Source organism: Actinokineospora sp. PR83 (assembly GCF_021056305.1).
Lineage (GTDB): Bacteria > Actinomycetota > Actinomycetes > Mycobacteriales > Pseudonocardiaceae > Actinokineospora > Actinokineospora spheciospongiae.
In genome coordinates this window covers 1-16,949 of record NZ_JAJCXD010000010.1, presented here as the reverse complement: position 1 = coordinate 16,949, position 16,949 = coordinate 1, and the positions used below count along the sequence as shown (strand labels likewise).

14 protein-coding genes and 1 tRNA gene are annotated in these 16,949 nt (G+C 74.2%); 6 read left to right on the top strand and 9 right to left on the bottom strand.

Annotated elements, in window-relative coordinates:
* Positions 1-76: 76 nt before the first annotated feature.
* The 5 genes from L6E12_RS03015 to L6E12_RS02995 form a co-directional block, all read right to left on the bottom strand.
* A complete protein-coding gene (locus tag L6E12_RS03015) occupies positions 77-445 on the bottom strand; it encodes a ClpX C4-type zinc finger protein (protein ID WP_236226325.1) in 369 nt (122 codons plus the stop codon).
* 117 nt (positions 446-562) lie between these two features.
* Positions 563-652: transfer RNA gene (locus L6E12_RS03010), tRNA-Ser, on the bottom strand.
* A 181-nt stretch (positions 653-833) separates the two neighbouring features.
* A complete protein-coding gene (locus L6E12_RS03005) occupies positions 834-1,046 on the bottom strand; it encodes a CsbD family protein (protein WP_236226324.1) in 213 nt (70 codons plus the stop codon).
* A gap of 90 nt (positions 1,047-1,136) precedes the next feature.
* On the bottom strand, positions 1,137-1,598 hold the full coding sequence (locus L6E12_RS03000) for a nucleoside deaminase (RefSeq protein WP_236226323.1): 462 nt from the start codon (positions 1,596-1,598) through the stop codon (positions 1,137-1,139).
* Positions 1,598-2,083, bottom strand: a complete 486-nt coding sequence (locus tag L6E12_RS02995; protein WP_236226322.1) for a tRNA adenosine deaminase-associated protein — start codon at positions 2,081-2,083, stop codon at positions 1,598-1,600. Before L6E12_RS02995 ends, L6E12_RS03000 begins: the two co-directional genes overlap by 1 nt.
* A 78-nt stretch (positions 2,084-2,161) precedes the next feature.
* On the opposite strand from L6E12_RS02995, the gene L6E12_RS02990 reads away from it, so the two are divergent.
* The 3 genes from L6E12_RS02990 to L6E12_RS02980 are packed head-to-tail and all read left to right on the top strand — an operon-like array spanning position 2,162 to position 6,416.
* A complete protein-coding gene (locus L6E12_RS02990) occupies positions 2,162-3,358 on the top strand; it encodes a M20 family metallopeptidase (RefSeq protein ID WP_236226321.1) in 1,197 nt (398 codons plus the stop codon).
* Between the two features lie 47 nt (positions 3,359-3,405).
* Positions 3,406-4,386, top strand: coding sequence for a prephenate dehydrogenase (locus tag L6E12_RS02985; RefSeq protein WP_236226320.1), 981 nt, complete (start codon positions 3,406-3,408; stop codon positions 4,384-4,386).
* Positions 4,387-4,442: 56 nt separating this feature from the next.
* Positions 4,443-6,416, top strand: a complete 1,974-nt coding sequence (locus L6E12_RS02980) for a fibronectin type III domain-containing protein (RefSeq protein ID WP_236226319.1) — start codon at positions 4,443-4,445, stop codon at positions 6,414-6,416.
* Positions 6,417-6,438: 22 nt separating this feature from the next.
* Here L6E12_RS02980 and L6E12_RS02975 read toward each other — a convergent pair whose 3' ends face one another.
* The 4 genes from L6E12_RS02975 to L6E12_RS02960 all read right to left on the bottom strand — a co-directional run bounded on the left by L6E12_RS02975 (position 6,439) and on the right by L6E12_RS02960 (position 10,590).
* The gene (locus L6E12_RS02975) at positions 6,439-7,080 is read right to left on the bottom strand and encodes a putative glycolipid-binding domain-containing protein (protein WP_236226318.1); all 642 of its coding nucleotides are present in this window, start codon (positions 7,078-7,080) and stop codon (positions 6,439-6,441) included.
* Complete coding sequence (locus L6E12_RS02970) at positions 7,077-7,286, bottom strand: antitoxin (RefSeq protein WP_236226317.1); 210 nt, start codon at positions 7,284-7,286, stop codon at positions 7,077-7,079. Before L6E12_RS02970 ends, L6E12_RS02975 begins: the two co-directional genes overlap by 4 nt.
* Positions 7,287-7,380: 94 nt before the next feature.
* Entirely contained in the window at positions 7,381-9,345 is a 1,965-nt protein-coding gene (locus tag L6E12_RS02965; RefSeq protein ID WP_236226316.1) for an FUSC family protein, read from the bottom strand.
* A 72-nt stretch (positions 9,346-9,417) separates the two neighbouring features.
* The gene (locus L6E12_RS02960) at positions 9,418-10,590 is read right to left on the bottom strand and encodes a thioester domain-containing protein (RefSeq protein WP_236226315.1); all 1,173 of its coding nucleotides are present in this window, start codon (positions 10,588-10,590) and stop codon (positions 9,418-9,420) included.
* Between the two features lie 445 nt (positions 10,591-11,035).
* On the opposite strand from L6E12_RS02960, the gene L6E12_RS02955 reads away from it, so the two are divergent.
* From L6E12_RS02955 to L6E12_RS02945, 3 genes are all read left to right on the top strand, one after another.
* Positions 11,036-11,743, top strand: coding sequence for a hypothetical protein (locus L6E12_RS02955; RefSeq protein WP_236226314.1), 708 nt, complete (start codon positions 11,036-11,038; stop codon positions 11,741-11,743).
* A gap of 105 nt (positions 11,744-11,848) precedes the next feature.
* On the top strand, positions 11,849-13,489 hold the full coding sequence (locus L6E12_RS02950) for a DUF885 family protein (RefSeq protein WP_236226313.1): 1,641 nt from the start codon (positions 11,849-11,851) through the stop codon (positions 13,487-13,489).
* A gap of 241 nt (positions 13,490-13,730) precedes the next feature.
* Positions 13,731-16,724 (top strand): BTAD domain-containing putative transcriptional regulator, encoded by a 2,994-nt coding sequence (locus L6E12_RS02945; protein ID WP_236226312.1) that lies wholly within the window; start codon positions 13,731-13,733, stop codon positions 16,722-16,724.
* The last annotated feature ends 225 nt before the right edge of the window (positions 16,725-16,949 follow it).

Below are 16,949 nucleotides of genomic sequence, written 5' to 3'. Positions count from 1 at the left end.
GACCCGATCGGGCGTGTCCGATACCGACGAAAGGCGCAACCCACCCTCGGGTTCGGCGGGCGCCACCCGACCCGGTTCACTCCTCGCCGGAGAACCGCTCCCACGCCGACTGCCGCGTCATCCCCAGCGCCGCGCCGACCTGCGCCCAGGTCGCCCCGGTCGCCCGTGCCTTGCGCACCCAGACGGCGAGGTTCTCCTCCACCTGCGCGCCCGCCGCGGCCACCGGGCCCAGGATGGCGAGCACCTGGTCGAGGGGCATCTCCACCTCCCACGGCAGGACCGCCTCGTGCTTGGCGGGCGCACCCGCGATCACCTCTGCGGCCAGGGCCACGCAACCGTCGCAGATGAAGATGCCCGGCCCGGCGACGACCTTGTCCACCTCGTCCTGGGACCGGCGGCAGAACGAACAGCGGATGGGCATCAAAAGCTCCTGGACCATGCTCATGGAACCCCTCCTCGTGTCAGGCTCGACCTTACAAGCGTCAGGAGACGCCTGACAAGAGAACGAGGGGCGGAAACGGCGGAAGCCGGGTCTCCGTGGAGACCCGGCTTCCGGTGCTGCTGGCGGTGGCGGTGGGATTTGAACCCACGGACGGGGTGAACCGTCACGCGCTTTCGAGGCGCGCTCCTTCGGCCGCTCGGACACGCCACCGCGAAAGACAATACACAGCCGCCCCCGAACGCCACGAACCCGCCCCCTGTCGGGTGGGGGCGGGTTCGTGGGTGGGGCAGCACCGGGGATGCTCCGGTCGGGAACGCTCACGCGCGAGGGCTGCGCTCACCCCGGGGGGTGACGGCGTTCCCGGTCGGGATCAACCCGGGTCAGGATCGGCTCAACCCCTGCCGCTGAGCCTGTCCTGGGCGTCGTGGACGGCGCCTGCTGCCTTGTCCCGCAGGTCGTGGCCGGACTCCTTCACCTGACCGGTGACCTGGTCCTTCTTCCCCGCGTTCTCCAGATCCCTGTTGTCGGTGGCCTGCCCGAGCTTCTCCTTGACCTCGCCGACGACCTGCTCGGCCTTGTCCTTGGCCTTGTCGAAAACGCTCATGGCTTCCTCCTCTTCCCGCGAGGGCTGCGTGCCCCTCGCACCGGAGGGGTTGCCGGGATTCGGCCTGATTCCACATCATTGTGACCGGCGTCACCTGTTTCGGCGGTCGGCGAAGAACTCCGCCAGGAGCGCCGCGCACTCGCGTTCCAGCAGGCCACCGACCACTTCCGGGCGGTGGGTGAGGCGCCGGTCGCGGACCACGTCCCACAGCGAGCCGACCGCACCGGTCTTCGGTTCCCAGGCGCCGAACACGACCCGGGACACCCTGGCGAGCACCGCGGCACCCGCGCACATCGTGCACGGCTCCAGGGTTACCGCCAGGGTGCAGCCGGTCAGCCGCCAGCCGTCGCCCAGGACCGCTGCGGCGGCGCGCAGGGCCAGCACCTCCGCGTGGGCGGTCGGGTCGCCGAGGGCCTCGCGGGCGTTGTGGGCGGCGGCCAGCGCGGTGCCGTCGGGGGCGAAGACCACCGCGCCGATCGGGACGTCACCGGACGCAGGGGCGCCCCGCGCCGCCGCGATGGCGGCGCGGACCAGGTCCTCGTCGCCGGTCACTACTTCAGGACGGCGTCGAGGACCTTGCTGAACTCGGCGTCGAAGCCGATCCGCTGGGCGATCATGCTGAGCTGCTCGTCCGGGTACAGGTCGATCTCGTCGATGATCACCTGCAGCTCCGGGGCGGGCAGGCCCAGGTCGGCCAGGATGTCCAGCGACCCCTCCGGCCAGACCTCGTCCTCGTCCTCCGGCGGGTCGACCCGCAGCTCCTCCAGGGCGTCCGCGGCGATGTCGTAGTCCAGCGCGGCGGCCGCGTCCGACAGCAGCAGCGACACCCCGCTCGGACCCGGCCGCAGCAGCAGGAAGAACTCGTCGTCGACCGCCAGCAGCCCGAACACGGCCCCGGTCGACCTGATCTTGCGCAGCTCGCCCACCGCCGCGTCCAGCTCGCCGAGGGCGGACGAATCCATCGGATCGCACCGCCATTTGCCGTCCTCCCGGACGACCGCAACACCGAAGCCCGGTACCGGCTCCTGATCCGACATGTGCACACCGTATTCGGCTCGGTGGTCACCCGGAAGAAGCAGTCCCTCCAAGAGCGGGTCGGTGCCACTATCAACAGCATGACGGATCCCCGGTTCGCCGGTCTGCTGGAAGCCGCGCACGCCCTGCAACCCAGGACGGTGGCGCTGCGCCGGGCCCTGCACCGCCACCCCGAGCAGGGGTTGGCCGTGCCCGCCACCCAGGCCGCGGTGCTGGCCGCCCTCGACGGCCTTGACCTGCGGGTCCACACCGGTGAGGCGCTCGGTTCGGTGGTCGCGGTGCTCGACGGGGACGAGCCGGGACCGGCCGTGCTGCTGCGCGGGGACATGGACGCCCTGCCGCTGGAGGAGGAGACCGGGCTGCCGTTCAGCTCCACCGTGCCGGGCTCGATGCACGCCTGCGGGCACGACACGCACGTGGCGATGCTCGCATCGGCGGCCCGGCTGCTGCACGAGCGGCGGTCGCGGCTGCGCGGGTCGGTGGTGTTCATGTTCCAGCCGGGCGAGGAGGGCCACCACGGCGCCCGGCACATGCTGGAGGAGGGGCTGCTGGACGTGGCGCCGGTGGAGCGGGCGTTCGCCATCCACATCACCTCGAAGGAGAGCAGCGGCGTCCTGCGGTGCAGGCGCGGGCCGATCATGGCCGCCGCGGACGCGTTCCGGGTGGTGGTGACCGGCCGGGGCGGGCACGCCTCCGCGCCCGCCGACGCCCTGGACCCGGTGCCCGCCGCGGCGGCCATGGTCGGCGCGCTGCAGACGGTGCTGACCCGGCGGATCAGCGTCTTCGAGCCGACGGTCGTGACCATCGCCCGGATCACCGCGGGCACGACGAACAACATCATCCCGGAGACCGCGGAGCTGGAGGGCACGCTGCGCACCCTGTCGGAGTCGGCGCGGAGCACGATGCTGGCGGAGATCCCGAAGGTCTGCGCGCACGTCGCCGAGGCCCACGGCTGCACCGCGGAGGTCTTCGTCGACCGGGGCTACCCGGTCACCGTCAACGACGACGACGTGGCCGACCGGGTCGCCGGGGTGGCGGCGGAGGTCCTGGGCCCCCGGAACTCCAGCACCATGCCCAACGCGGTGATGGGCGCGGAGGACTTCTCCTACGTCCTGCGGGAGGTCCCCGGCGCGCTGGCGTTCCTCGGCGCCTGCCCGCCGGGGCAGGACCCGGCCGAGGCGCCGCCGAACCACTCGAACCGGGTCCAGTTCGACGAGGCGGCGCTGCCGAACGGGGTCAGCGCCTACGCCGCGTTCGCGCTGGACGCGCTGCGCTGACCGGGTGTGCCGGGCTGACCGTCCACTCGCACCAGTAGGTTTGCGCCATGCGTTCGGTGTGTGTGATCGGGTTGGGGCTCATCGGCGGGTCGGTGCTGCGCGCGGCGTCGGCGGCGGGCCGGGAGGCGTGGGGCGCCACCGGCTCCGCGCTCGACGCCGAGGCGGCCCGGGCCGAGGGCCACGCGGTGGAGCTGTCGGTGGAGGAAGCGCTGCGCAGGGCCGCGGCGGCGGACGCGCTGGTGGTGCTGGCGGTGCCGCTGCCCGCCCTGGACGGGGTGCTGCGCAAGGTCGGGGAACTCGCGCCCGAGTGCCTGCTGACCGACGTCGTCAGCGTGAAGGCGCCGGTCGCGGACGCGGTGGCCCGGTACGCGCCGTCCGCCCGGTTCGTCGGCGGGCACCCGATGGCGGGCCGGTCGGTGTCGGGGTGGTCCGCCGGGTCGGTGCGGCTGTTCCAGGACGCCGCCTGGGTCGTGGTGGCCGACGAGGACACCGACCCGGCGGTGTGGCGGGAGGTCGCCGAGCTGGCGCTGGACTGCGGGGCGCACGTGGTGCCCACCACGACCTCCGAGCACGACGCGGCGGTCGCCCGGATCTCGCACCTGCCGCACGTGCTCGCCGCCGTGCTGGCCTCCTGCGGGGCCGACGGCGGGCCGCTGGCGCTGGCGCTGGCGGCCGGGTCGTTCGGGGACGGCACGCGGGTCGCCGCCACCCGGCCGGAGCTGGTGCTGGCGATGTGCGAGGGCAACCGGCCCGCGCTGCTGGCGGCGGTGGACGACGCGCTGGGCAAGCTGGGGGCGGCGCGCGGGGCGCTGGCGTCGACCGGCGCGCTGCGGGCCACGGTGAACGCCGGGCACGCGGGGCGGGCGGCGCTGGAGGCGCAGCGGGCCGCGGGCCGGGCGCACCTGGTGGTCGACCTGGCCGCGGAGGACGCGCTGGAGGAGCTGCGCAGCCTCGGCGCCCAGGGCGGGCGGGTCACCGGGTTCGAGGGCAGCGCGGCCAAGGCGGAGCTGCCGGTCCTGGCGGAGTAGTGCCCGTGTCCGCGCAGCCATTGTGACCGGGGACTCACCCGCCGTAGGTTGAGGCGGTGGAGCCGGACGACTTACCCGAGCGGGTGGCCGTGCACCGGCCGCGGCTGGGTCGGCGGCTGGCGGTGATCGCCGCCGGGCTGGTGGTGGTCGGCGGCGCGGTCGTGGTGCTGCGGACGCCCCCGGACCCCGGCGGCGCCGCGCCGAAGCCGCTCCCCGCCCCGCAGACCGTGGTGAAGGAGTTCGCCGGGGACGGCGTCGTAGTGCCCGCGGTGGGCGCGCGCCCCGCGGCACCCGCGGACGTGGCCGTGTCGGCGGACACCGGGCGGGTGGCGCTGCGGTGGGCGCCCGCGGCAGGCGCGGTCGGGTATGACGTGCGGTGGGGGCAGGGTGGCGGTGGCACTGTCGACAGCAGCGCCCTGATCGCCCAGTCGGCGGTGCAGTTGAACGCGTTGACCGACGACACCCCCTACGACGTCCAGATCCGCTCGGTGGACTCCCACGGCCAGCGCTCCGAGCCCACGGCCATCGTCGTCCGGTCCACGAAGCCCGCCGCGGCACCCGCTTGGTCCTATGTGGATGGATTCGACTCGCGCGTCGTGCCCGACCCGGTCGGGTGGCGGTTGTCGAGCACCACCGACTGCGGGCGGGCCACCCGGGGCGAGGGCACCGACGGCAGGCGGTTGGTCGTCAGCGCCCAGTGCGGCACCGAACCCCTTGCGCTGCGGGCGAAAGCGCCGTTCCGGTTGTCGGGAGGCGCTGAGCCGGGGCGGTTCGTCGTGGACACCGACCAGCCGGGGCAGGACGGCGAACTGCTGATCGACCTCGTGCCCGGCCCCGCCGACCTGATCGACGGCTCGCCGAACGGGACCCCGCCGCCCGCGGAACCGGGGAGGGCGCAGGACGACGGGTCGCTGCCACCGGGGACCGTGCGGGTGCGGGTCGTGGGGAAACCCGCGGGCGGCAGCGTGCAGGTACTGGTCGCGCCCGGAACACCCCGGACGGGGGTCGTGGTGCCGACAACCCCGTTGGAGACACCGGAAATCGGGGTGACTTCGCGCTGGGAAGTGGTGTTCGGCGCGGACGCGGTCCGGGTGCTGCGCGACGGCGTGGTGGTGGGCGGTGGGGACGTCGTACCCGCGTGGCGGGAGGCGACAGCGCTGCTCGGGTTCGTCGGCGGCGGCAGCGGGCTCCACGCGGGGGTGGACCTGGTGGGGTTCGTGGGAGCACCCACGGCGCCACCGGTGCTGGTGGTGCCCCCGGTCGTCGACGGCGGCCGGGTGGTGGTGGCACCGGAAACCGCCGCGACCACGACGAACAGCGGCAAACCGGTCAAGGGGAACCGGGGCGGGCAGATCCGGCTGACGCTGGTGCCGCAGGACTCCGGGGCGGACGTGTTCCAGGTCGAGGTGGCCGGGCAGCGGTACCCGGCCCGCCCCGCCGTCGACGGGCAACCGCGGGCCAGGGGCGTGCGCTACCCGATCGTCGCGGACGTGCCACCGGAAGCGCTGGCGGTGGACTCGGGCGGCAGGCTGTCGGTGCGGGCGGTCGGGCCGGTGCGGCGCGGGGTGGCCGCCACGCGGGTGATCAGCGCGAGTGTCGACCTGATCGCCGAGCCGGGGGCGGTGTCGCCCGCGGCCGGTAGCGGTACCGACGTTCCGTTGCCCCGGACTCGGCCCGCGCTGCCACGGGCCACCACGCGGTTCCTGGACTCGGCGGGGAACCCGTTGGCCGAGGACGCGGGGGTGCCCCGGGGGCGGCTCGTGCTGGAGATCGGGACTGACGGGCAGGCGGGTCAGCGGGCGGGTGGGCGGTTGGCGGGGGTCGCCGGGGTCGAGGTGCGGCTGGACGGGGAGCGGATCGCGGCGATCCCCACGGTGGTGGACGGGCCGGGGGTCGGCGGGACGTGGCGGCTGGCGCTGCCGACGAGCGGGCTGGCCACCGGGAAGCACACCGTCGAGGTGAAGGTGGTGGGTGTTTCCGCGGACGCCGCGTTCGCCGTCACCTACGCGCCGTTCGAACTGGCGGCCTAGGCACGGGGAGTCGCCGCGGTGGTCAGGCGCGGCGGGCCACGCCGGGGTGGTCCACGACGATGCCCTCCCGGTCGACCGCGATGTCCGTGCCGGAATCGCCCCGGGTGACGTTGACGACCGCGCCCCGGTCGGTGATCTCCACCGTGCGGTAGGTCTGGGTGACCAGGGAGACGGCCAGGTCGGGCATGGAGACGCGGACGACCGGGATCTCGAACTCGCCCGCCGTGCGGTGCACGCCCAGCCTGCGGATCGGCAGCGAGGTGAAGGTGACCGCGCCCGCGACGTCCACGGTGACCGCGCCCTGGAACTCGTCGCGCTCGGACTCCGTGCCGTGGTCGACCAGCCAGACGCCGTCCTCGGTGCGGCTCAGCGAGATCTGCCGCTCCTGCGCCGCCGTGGTCGTGCGCAGCAGGAGGCGGCCCGCGGCCTCGCCCTTGTCGATCGAGGCCTCGAAGGAGGCGCTGAACGCCTCGCGGTCGGACTCGGGGTCGGCGGCGGCGATGAGGCGGCCGGAGGCGCGCAGGCGGGTGTCGCCGACCAGCAGCCGGACCGACTCCAGCGTGGTCGGCGGACCACCCTGCCAGGTGATCACCGCCGGTTTGCGCCCGGGCGGGCGGACCCCACCGTCGGGAGGGGTCCGGTCCGCCGCGTCGGGCGTCGTCACGCCTGGTCGCCCTGGGTGCCGTGGGCCTGCGGGCGGTCCGGGATGAGGTCCTGGACCTTGTCCACGACCTGGTCGACCTGCTGCTCGTGGCCGAACTTGCCCTTGACGAACTCGCCCGCCTTCTCGACGCCGTCCTCGATCTTGTCCCCGTGCTGTTCGAGCAGGCCCGCGGCCTTGTTCTTGAGCTCGTTGAAGTCGATGCCCACTGGATGTGCCTCCGCACTGATCTCACGGCCGGACCCTGACGAAGGGTAACGGACCGGTTGTGTTCTTCCCACTCCCGAACGGGACCCAATCTACCTACCGCGCGGAACCGCGCGAGCGGGCCCGGCGACGGCGACCGGTCAGGGTGAACAACCGCCGCGGGCCGCGTTCGACCAGCTCAGGACCGCGCAGCGTGCCCTGCACGGCCACCAGTTCGGCCACCACGCGCTCCAGCCTGCCGGTGTCGGGCAGCGGGTCGCGGCGCGGCGACCGACCACCCCGGACCGCGGCCGCGGCCTCGCGCACGGCGGCGGCCAGGCACGCGGTGTCGGCCGCCGGGACCGGGGAGGCGCCGCGCTCGATGGCCACCGCCAGCCCGGTCACCGCGTCGGCCAGCCGCTCCAGGCCGATGATCACCGGCCACCACGCCGCGGCCGCCCGCCCGGCCGCCGACGGCTCCACGATCGACTGCTGGAAGGCCGTGCGCAGGTCCGACAGCGCCCGGTACACGCTGCGGCGCAGGGTCGAGCGCTCCCGCCGCGACAGCGCCTCCTCGACGTACTCGGCCACCACGTCCAGGGTCGCGGCCAGGTCTTCGCCGACCCGGGGGCGCCTGCTGCCCGGCCAGAGCAGGTAGCCGAAGACGAGCACGATCGCGCAGCCGAGCACGGTGTCGAGCAGCCGGGCGCCGACCAGGCCCCAGTTGCCCGCGTTGGCCAGGTCGAGCTGCACGATCACCAGCGGCGTCACGAACGTGCTGAACATCCCGTAGTTGCGCACCTGCCCGATCGGCAGCGCCGCCGCGACGGCCGCCACCAGCAGCACCAGTCCCCAGCCGGGCGGGTCCAGGGCCAGCACGCCCGCGCCGAGCAGCACCCCGACGGCGGTCCCGATGCCGCGCAGCACCGCCCGGCCGAACACCGACCCGAAGTCCGGCTTGAGCACGATCGCCACCGTCAGCACCACCCAGAACGAGTGCTCCAGCGGGAGCAGCCGACCGGCCAGCACCGCCAGGCCGACGCACAGCATCAGGCGCAGCACCAGCAGCCAGGTCACCCGACCGGTGACCACCCGGTCGAGCCAGCCGCGGAGGCGCTCGCCCGGGGTCTGCCGCTCCTCGGCCGGGCGGGCGTCGTGCGCGGTGTCACCGCGGCGGAACTCCACGACCGCGAGCAGGCCGGTGTGCAGCAGCTCGAACGCCCGCGAGTCCCCCGGCGGTTCGGGCGGCTCACCGAGGGGTTCCCGCCTGCGGATGTTGTCGGCCGACTCGTGCAGGTAGGTGATGAACTCCCGGGGAACCTCCTTCTTCGCGTTGACCAGCGCCACCGACGCCTCGATGGCCGGGGTGGTCTCGGTGAGCAGGACGAACAGGCGGCGGTAGGCGCGGTCCCGGCCCGCGAGGTGCGAGCGGGCGTCCAGCAGGGCGTCGTAGGCGCTGTTGAGCGACTGGGTCAGCGCCCGGCGGGCCGGGCGGGCCGCGGCCGTGCCGGAGGCGGCCAGCACCGCCGCGAGGTCGTCGTAGACCTGGGCCACCGCCCGCCGCTCCACCGCCGCCCCGCGCACCGGCCACGCCGCCAGCGCCAGCACCAGGGCGTACGCCACGCCGACCGCGAAGCAGGTCGCCGCCAGCCGCGGGTCCGCCGCCTGCCCGGTGCCCAGGGTGGTGAACACCAGCAACTGCAACCCGATCAGGGACGCGGTGCTGCCGGTGGCGCTGATCAGCGCGGACACCCCGGCGACGACGACCAGCACCACCGGGACCAGCACCGGGTGCCCGCCGGTGAGCGAGCCTGCGGTGTACCCGACCAGGCCCGCGACCCCGGCGCCGACCGTGCGCTGCGCCCGGTACCGGTACGGGCCGTCCGCGTCGGCGAAGGTCACGCACAGCGCGCCGATGGAGACCAGCACGCCCAGGTCGATGCGGCCGAGCAGCATCCCCAGGCCGATCGGACCGGCCAGCGCCAGCGCCGCCCGGATCGACCGCTTCCACGGCAGCGGGACCGGCTTCTGGCTCAGCAGTTGCCGCAGCCAGTGCGGCGCCTGGAGGTCGGGAGTGCTCACCGGCCCGACGGTAATACGCGTGGAGCCCCCGACCGGATCGACCGGTCGGGGGCTCCACGAAGGAGTCGCGCGTTACGCGGACTTGCGGCGGCGCTGGTAGATCAGGGCACCCGCGCCCGCACCGACCAGGCCCAGGCCGAGCAGGGCCGGGACGAGGATCGAGGCGCCGGTGTCGGCCAGGTCGGCGCCCGGGCTGCCCTGCGGGACCGGGGTGGCCGACGGGGCGACCGGGGCCACGGTGGTCGTCACCGGGGTGGTCGTCACCGGGGGAACGCCCCAGGTGGCCTTGGCGGTGGCGGTCAGCGGCTTGGTCTCCGAGGAGGCCACGATCAGCGACTGGACCGGGTTCTTGTCGTAGCCCTCGCCGACGAACAGGCGGCCGGTCTCCACGGCGGGGGAGTCGGCGGTCAGCTCGAACGAGCCGGAACCGGGGGTCGCGCCCGCCGGGACCTTGAAGAACAGCTCGGTGTCGTTGCCGACGACGGCCTTGTCGGCGACCTTGCCCTCGGCGGTGGTCAGCTCGACGCCCTCGGGCAGGTCGGCCTTGAAGCCGGTGACGGTGCCGTTGGTGGTGACCTTGAACGGGCCGACCTGACCGCCGATGGAACCCTCCTGGGTCTCCGGGCTGATCTTCAGGTCGCCGATGACCTGCTCGGCGATGCCGGTGTTCTTGTCGCCGACGAGGTAGTCGTAGAGCGCCAGGACGTCCTTGGCGCTGCCCGGGTCGTACTCGTCGTCGTTGACGTCGATCGGCTGGTCGCGGTCGAGGTCCACGCCGTCGGAGAAGTGCCAGATGGCGGTCTGGGTGGCGGAGACGGCCTCGTTCTGGGCCAGGCCGTCGTTGAAGTTCAGCGGGAGTTTGCCCAGCGACTCCAGCGAGGTGCCGGGGAAGCCGTGGTGCAGGACCCAGTTGATCTTGTCGCGGTTCTTGTGGAACGGCGAGTCGGCGACCGGGTACTTGTCCCAGCCGCTCTCGACCATGTCGACGTCCTTCGAGGCGTCGACGGTGATCTCGACGCAGTAGACGCGCAGCGTCGAGCCGTCGGCCAGTTCGAAGTCGCGCAGCAGGGGGATGCCCTGGGCGTCCTTGTTGTTCTTCAGGTTCACGATCAGGCCTGGGGCGTTGCCGTCCTTCAACCTGCCGCGCGCCGTGTCGGCGGCTGCGGGGAGTGCGGCGACGGACGCCGTGACAGCGGCGACGGCCATGACGGCCCCCGCACGCGCGAGGGTGAAGCGCTTGCCCATGAGTCTCCTTCTAGCGAACCCGATGTCCATTCCCGCCGCGGCACGTCCCCCGAGCAGGCCGCCACTGATCGACACCAAGATCCACTCACTCGAAAGGGAATGGGGTCGCCGCTCAGCGTGGACGGACTCTACTGAGTGGGGTTCGTCAGGTCGAGGTTGGGTTCACTTTCCCCTGATGAAAGTAAAAAATCGTTATCTTTCCACCGCTGCGTGACCCACGGAAAGCCGCGAGAACAGCCGGTCAGGCGGCTAGGGTCGCCCTGTGACGCAGTGGCGGGAAGACGGGTGGGAGCAACCCGAGGGGCACCCGGGCCACGCGCCGGTCCCCCCGGGCGTGGGCGGGTTCAGCGGTCCGCCACCCCCGCGACGGCCATCCCGATTACCCGCCGTGCTGGGCGTCACCTCGATCGTGGTCATTGTCGCGGCTGTGGTGACAATCATCCTGGTGAACCGGTCATCTGACCCGGTCGCCGGACCGCAGACCAGCAGCGCACCGCCCGCCACCAGCACCGGGAACCCGGCGCCCACCAGCAGCCTGCCCGGGCCCACGACCTCCGGCAGGCCCACCACCTCCGCCAGGCCGACGACGACCGCACCGGGCGGCGGGACCACTGTGGACAACGCGGCCGCCCGGCTCGCCTACCGGGTGCCCGCCGGTTGGCGAGTCGATGGGTCGAGCACGGTGGAGGTGCTGGGCGTCGAGTTCTCCGGCAGTGCCACGGCAGGCCCTTACAACTGCGCGGGCGCCGACCACTCGCGCGCGTTCGCGGTGAGCGCGGCGGTGCAGAATTCGAACAAGCAGACCGTGGACCCGGCCAAGGCGGCGAACTCGTTCGCCACCGCATTCGCCGAGAAGTTCTATCCGCAGGGGACAGTGGTGGGCGCTCCCGCCGTCGAAGAAGGACAGCGGGGCGGGAAGAAGTCCGTGACGCTCACGGCGAACGTCAGCACCAAGCCGACCACACCGGACTGCGAGGCGAGCGGCGCCGCCATCTCCGTCCTCGCCGTCGACCTCGACAACGCCACCGCCGACCACCCGAGCGGCGTGGCGCTGCTGGTGGTCGTGCGCGACCGCGCGGGCGGCCCGGCCGACCCGGCACCGGTGCCGGACCCGGTCGCGGCGGACATCCTCGACAGCGCGGAAGTCGGGTAGCGCTGCGCGTCCACCGCGCGGAACGGGCCTGTGGACAACTCGATCCGCACCTCCCGGCTTTGTTCTAACCTCGGTGGACCGATCACCGACCTGGGGGGACGCACCATGACCACACTCGCCCTCGCCGACGAGCTGCTCGAACTCCAGCTCACCGCGGAACCGCTCGGCGCCACCCTGCTGGGCCTGCCCGGCCACGACCACGCGCTGGCCGACCCGAGCGAGGCGGCCGACGCCGAACTGCGCGCCGCCGCCCTGGCCATCGCCGAGCGGGCCGACGCCCTGGTCGAGGCGGGCGACGACCCGATCACCGCCAAGGTGGTCGCCCAGCAGGCGCGGGCGGTGGTGGACCGGGTGGACGCGCGGGTGGTCGAGTACACGATCACCGACCTGTTCATCGGCCCGGCGTCGGCGCTGCTGATGTACCTGCCGATGCTGCCGCTGCCGGACACCGCCCGGGTCGAGGGGTTCCTGGCCCGGCTGCGGGCGGTGCCCGGGTACCTCGCCGCGGTCGCCGAGCGGCACCGCGCCGGGGTGGCGGCGGGCCGGGTGCCGGTGCGCAGGCTCGTCGACGCGGCCGTCGCGCACCTGGACCGCTGCCTGGCCGTCGAGGTCGAGTCCGACCCGCTGCTGGCGCAGCCGATCGAGGACGCCGCGCTCGCGGCCGAGCGGGTGCGGCTGGTGGCCGAGGTGGTCCGACCGGCCCTGGCGGCCTACCGGCGGGTGCTGGTCGACGAGGTCGCCGAGCACGGCCGCCCGGACGACCGGCCGGGGCTGTGCGCCCTGCCGGGTGGCGCGGAGCTGTACGCGGCCCTGTCGCGGGTGCACACCACGACCTCGCTGACGCCGGACGAACTGCACCGGACCGGGCTGGACCTCATCGCCGGGCTCCGCGCCGAGTACGCCGAGCTGGGCTCGCGCGTCTTCGGCACCACCGACCAGGCCGAGGTCTTCCGGCGGCTGGGCGAGGACCCCGACCTGCGCTGGCGCGACGGCGAGGAGTTGCTCGCCGCCGCCAGGGCCGCGGTGGCCAGGGCCGAGGAAGTCGCACCGCGGTGGTTCGGCAGGCTCCCGGGGCAGCGGTGCCAGGTGCGGGCGGTGCCCGAGGCGGAGGCCCCCGGCGCACCCTTCGCCTACTACATGCAGCCGTCCCTCGACGGGCTGCGGCCAGGCGTCTACTTCGCCAACACCGACCGCCCCACCGAGCGGCAGCGGTTCACCGCCGAGGTCGCCGCCTTCCACGAGGCCGTGCCGGGGCACCACTTCCAGCAGACGATCGCCATCGAGCTGTCCGAGCTGCCGCTGCTGCGCCGCCTGGCCGACGTCAACGCCTACATCGAGGGCTGGGGCCTCTACACCGAGCGCCTCGCCGAGGAGATGGGCCTCTACTCCGACGACGTCGCCCGCCTCGGGATGGTCGCCATGGACTCCATGCGCGCGGGCCGCCTCGTCGTCGACACCGGGCTGCACGCCAAGGGGTGGAGCCGCGCCCAGGCCATCGCCTACCTGAGCGAGAACACCCCGCTGTCCACCATCGAGGTGGAGAACGAGGTCGACCGCTACATCGCCTACCCGGGGCAGGCCCTGTCCTACATGGTCGGCCGCCTGGAGATCCAGCGCGTCCGCGCGGCGGCCGAGGCCCGCCTGGGCGACCGCTTCGACATCCGCGCCTTCCACGACCTGGTCCTGGGCAGCGGTCAGCTACCGCTGACGGTGCTGGACGAGGTGGTCGCCGCCTGGGCGGGCTGACCCGGGCCGACACCCCGCCCGGTGCGGGAGCTGGGGGCGCGGAGGCCCACGCAGGGGAGGGGTGGGGTGGTGGGTCGGGGAGGACCGACGCAGGGTGGGAGGCAGGCACAGCGCGGTGGGCGGCTGAGGACGCGCACGGGCTGACGGCTCACGGGCTGGGGGCGACGGGCTCAGGTGGAACTGGGCGGGGGCGGGGGGCGTCCGATGGGGGCTGGGACCCGAGAACTCGGAAGGTCTGGTCGTGCGATTCCAGGTGCTGGGGCCGTTGCGCGTGGACGACGGCGGTGTCGCCGTGGGGCTCGGCGGGACCAAGCAGCGGGTGCTGCTCGCGCACCTGCTGCTGAACGCCGGGCGGGTGGTCCGGGCCGCTGCGCTGGTGGACGCGCTGTGGGGGGACGAGCCGCCGACCTCGGCCGGGGCGAACCTCCAGACCTACGTGTGGCGGCTGCGGCGCGAGGTGGCACCGGAGGCGCTCGTGCGCAGCGGGGACGGGTACGCGCTGCGGGTGCCGGAGGAGTCCGTCGACGCCTTCCTGTTCCGGCGGGAGTGCGCGCGGGCGCGGACCGAGCGCGACCCGGTGGTGGCGCTGGAGCTGTTCGAGGGGGCTGAGGCGCTCTGGCGGGGGGAGCCGCTGGCGGACCTGCCCGCCGTCCCCGCCTGGGAGGCGGAGCTGAGCGCGCTGTGCGAGGCGCGGTTGGCGGCCACCGAGGACCGGTTGGCGCTGGAGTTGCGGCTGGGGCACCACGGGCGGGTGGCCGAGGAGCTGGCACCGCTGCTCGACGAGCACCCGTACCGGGAACGGTTGTGGCAGCACCACCTGGACGCCCTCGCGGCCTCCGGGCGGCGGGCGGACGCGCTGGCGGCCTACCGGTCGGCGCGGGAGCGGTTCGTCACCGAGCTGGGGGTGGAGCCGGGACCGGGGTTGCGGGCAGCACAGGCCCGAATCCTCCACGGCGGCGACCACACCGCTCCCCGCGACCACAGCGCTCCCCGCGACCACAGCGCTCCCCGCGACCACAGCGCTCCCCGCGACCACAGCGCTCCCCGCGACCACAGCGCTCCCCGCGACCACAGCGCTCCCCGCGACCACACCGCTCACCGCGACCACAATGCTCGCGGCGACCACGCCCCTTCCGGCGCCTACACCGCTTCCGATGCCTACACCGCTTCCGGCGGCCACGGCGATCCCGGCGAGCAGCACGTGCCGGTCCGGCAGCTCCCGCCGGACCTGCCCGACTTCACCGGGCGGGAGGAGGCGGCGACCGAACTCCTGCGGGCGCTGGCTCCCCGGCCCGGGCAGTACGCGGCGCCGGTCGCCGTGGTGTCCGGGCCGCCGGGGACGGGGAAGTCGGCGCTGGCCGTGCACGTGGCGCACCGGTTGCGCGGGGAGTACCCGGAGCAGTTCTACGCCGACCTCGGGGCCACCGGCGGGCGGGCGCCCGAGGCCGTGCTGACCGACTTCCTGCACGCGCTGGGCGTGTTCGGGGCCGGGTTGCCCGAGGGGGTTGCGGCGCGGGCCGCGCTGCTGCGGTCGCGGCTGGTGGGGCGGCGGGTGCTGGTCCTGCTCGACGGTGCCACCGGTGCCGCGCAGGTCCGGCCGCTGCTGCCCGCCGATGGCGGGTGCGCGGTGCTCGTCACCGCCTGCTCGCGGCTGCCGGAGCTGGTGGGGGCGCACTCGGTGGAGCTGACCGGTTTCGCCCGCGCGGAGAGCGCACGCCTGCTCGCGGGCATCGCGGGCGCCGACCGGGTGCGGGCCGAACCGGGAGCGGCGGCGGACGTCGCCGAGTTCTGCGGGCACCTGCCGCTGGCCATCCGGATCGCGGGCACCCGGTTGGCCGGGCGGCGGGGGTGGACCGTGGGGACGCTGCGGGACCGGCTGGCCGACGAGTCCCGGCGGTTGGGCGAACTGCGGGTGGGCGACCTGGCGGTCCGGACCGGGTTCGAGCTGAGCGTCCGGCAGCTACCGGAGGAGGGGGTGCGCGCGTTCGGGCGGCTGACCCTGCTCCCGGGGCGGGAGTTCCCGGCCTGGGCCGTGGACGCGCTGCTGGGGTCCCCCGCACCGGACGTGCTGGACGGGTTGCTCGACGCCCACCTGGTCGCGGCGGCGGGCCCCGGGTTGGACGGTCAGCCGCGGTACCGGTTGCCCGACCTCCTGCACTGCTACGCCAAGGAAGTCGCCGACGCCGAGGCGGCGGAGGAGCGCGCGGCCGCGTTCGCCCGGTCGATTTCCGCGTTGTTGTCCCTGACCAAGCGCGCCGCCCGAGGACTGCCCACGTCGTTCGGGGCGGTGGTCGGGGAAGCGGTGGGGTGGACGCTGCCCCCGGCGGTCGAGGCGGCGGTGGTGGCGAAACCACTGGAGTGGTTCGGCACGCACCGCCACGTACTGGTCCGCGCCGTCGAGTCCGCCGCCACCGCGGGGGAGGCCGAACTCGCCTGGCAACTGGCCGCCGCATCGGTCCCCTTCCACGACCTGCGCGGCCACTACGACGACTGGCACACCGCCCACCAGCACGCGCTGAACGCGGTGCGCGCAGCCGAAAATCCCCGGGGAGAAGCAGCCCTGCTACGAGGCCTCGGCCAAGTACACCTCTACCGCGACGAGTACTCAGCAGCCGCGCGAAGCCTGAGCCGATCCGCGGAACTGTCCGCCACCCTGGAAGACCACCGCGGTGAGGCATCCGCCTTGGCAGGTCTCGGCACCCTGGCCCGAGTCGGAAACCGGCCGGACCAAGCACTGCCGCACTACCGCCGGGCCCTGCGGGGATTCCGCGCGGTCAACGACCTCGGCGGCGTGGCGCAAACACTGGGCTCGCTCGGTTCGGCATACCGCGCCCTCGGAGTGGTGGACGCAGCCGCGGTCCGCCTGACCGCCGCCCTCGACGCCGCCCGCCACCTCGGGGACGCACACCGGGAAGCCAAGGTGCGCACCGAACTGGCCGCACTGCACCGGGACAACCAGGACTTCCCCGCCGCCGAAAGGGAACTCCTCACGGCTCTGTCCATCCTGGAGGAACTGCGCGACGAGCGCTGCACCGCCTACGCCGTACTGGGCCTCGGACGCACGCTCCTCGGCGCCGGAGAACCCACCCGCGCCCGCGGGCTCGGGGAACGGGCGGTGCGGGTGTTCCGGGAAACCGGCAACCGGCGCGGGGAAGCCGAGGCCCTGGTGCTGCTCGCCCGCTGCCGCCGCCCGCCCCGGGCACTGCCGGGGCGGGCGTACGAACGCGCGGTCTAGGACATGTCTCGAAGCCGCCCGGCCACCCGAACCCCACAGGCGCACCAACCGACCACCCCGAACCCCACCGGCGCAGCGGCAACCAGCCACCAGCCACCAGCCACCCCGCCACCAGCCACCCCGCCACCAGCCACCCCGCCACCAGCCACCCCGCCAACTACCTGCCGCCCGCCCGCACCCGCTGGCGCAGTGGCCGAGCCACCCACCAACCGCTGACCGGGCAGC